The sequence below is a fragment of the Clostridium sp. genome, assembly GCF_036643715.1.
In the GTDB taxonomy this organism is placed as follows: domain Bacteria; phylum Bacillota; class Clostridia; order Clostridiales; family Clostridiaceae; genus Clostridium.
Window position 1 is genome coordinate 1 of record NZ_JAVXRL010000062.1, and the last position, 1,428, is coordinate 1,428.

The 1,428-nt window shown below is 30.4% G+C and carries 2 protein-coding genes; both read right to left on the minus strand.

The genetic code is table 11. The features are described 5' to 3' along the window. Nucleotides 1-102: 102 nt before the first annotated feature. On the minus strand, nucleotides 103-735 hold the full coding sequence (locus tag RSF37_RS13395) for a cyclase family protein (protein WP_332564888.1): 633 nt from the start codon (nucleotides 733-735) through the stop codon (nucleotides 103-105). Between the two features lie 18 nt (nucleotides 736-753). Continuing rightward, nucleotides 754-1,428: Tim44 domain-containing protein (locus RSF37_RS13400; protein WP_332564889.1), on the minus strand; the 675-nt coding region annotated here is incomplete at its 5' end.

Genomic DNA, 1,428 nt, shown 5'->3' on the forward strand with positions numbered 1-1,428 from the left:
GCAGTTGGTAGCTCGTCGGGCTCATAACCCGAAGGTCGTAGGTTCAAGTCCTGCTCCCGCAACCAAGAGAAAGCTAATCAGAAATTTCTGATTAGCTTTTATTTATTTTAATAATCCATATATTCTAACAGGTGCACCATCACCATTTTTTATTTTCATTGGTGAAATAATAATTTCGAATTCATCTTCAATAGAATCTAGATTACATATATTTTCTATTATAATCTTCTCTTTTGACAATAAATTTTTATGATTTAGAAATTTTTCGTCATTTTCTCCATCAATAGATATGCAATCTACACAAACACCTCGCAAACTTTTAATATTTCCTAGGAAATTTGAAGCATTATAAGATAATGTAGGATAAGAAGTTAAATACTTATCTTTATTAAAATATTTTTCCCACCCAGTTTTTAATATTAAATAATGTGCTTTTCTTATACTTTTTTCATGCTTAATTATAAAATCTAAATTTATTTCTTTAACCTTAGTGCAGTCAATTATATATGCACTTCCAATTAAATATTTCCCATCATAATCATCTAAAGTGTTTCCATCTTTAAACATATGCCTTGGAACATCTATATGCGTTCCTGTATGAGTAGATAACCTTAATTCCGATACATTATACCCGTCATGTTCTATGTTGCATAGAACACCCATTTTAAGACTCTCCTCCTCAGAGTAAGCTGTCATACCTACTCTAAGAAAGTGAGTTAAATCATATACTTTCATAAACCTCCTCAAAACAAATTACTTTATTTTTTCATTAATAAAATTATTTATATCTCCAATTTCTTCTGGTTGCTTTATTTCATCTAATATCCATCTTTTATCACTTCTAATAAATCTCCAAAATTCCTCGAAAGTACTTCTTCTTGATGGATCTCCTTCTGTAACTTCATTAGTATATTCATTTAGCATATAATCAACCATGGAAGCTTTTATATTAACCCATATAGCATCTCTAGAATCATCATCTGAATCTATAGCACTAATAGGTTTAATGCTTATGAGGTTTATATTATAAAGTACATTCTTTTCACCTCTTAATTTCATCCATTCAGTTTTACTCTTATGAATTTTATAAATTTTTTCACTCATATATTCTTTTGCTAAATCTTGATTTCTCTCTGTCCAAGCATTTTGAACTTTATAAAATGCTTCATCTATATCTGAAGATATTTTGTCATAATCCCAAGCTCCATCTTCTTTTGCAAACTTCTTCATTGCTAAAGTACTTTCAAATTTCTTCTTCTGTAACTTAACTTTATATATAATGCCTGCAACTCCACCAAATGCAGTTAATGCACCAAACCCTAAAATAGTAAATAAATCACCTTTGCTTGTACTAGTTTGACTTCCCCCTGAATTACTTCCTGAAGTTCCAATTGAACGTGATGAAGAGTGACCGCCTCCGCCGCCTCC

Bases quoted from the DNA above. Each gene is read 5' to 3' on its own strand.
- RSF37_RS13395 (WP_332564888.1), bottom strand. From the start codon at position 735: ATGAAAGTATATGATTTAACTCACTTTCTTAGAGTAGGTATGACAGCT.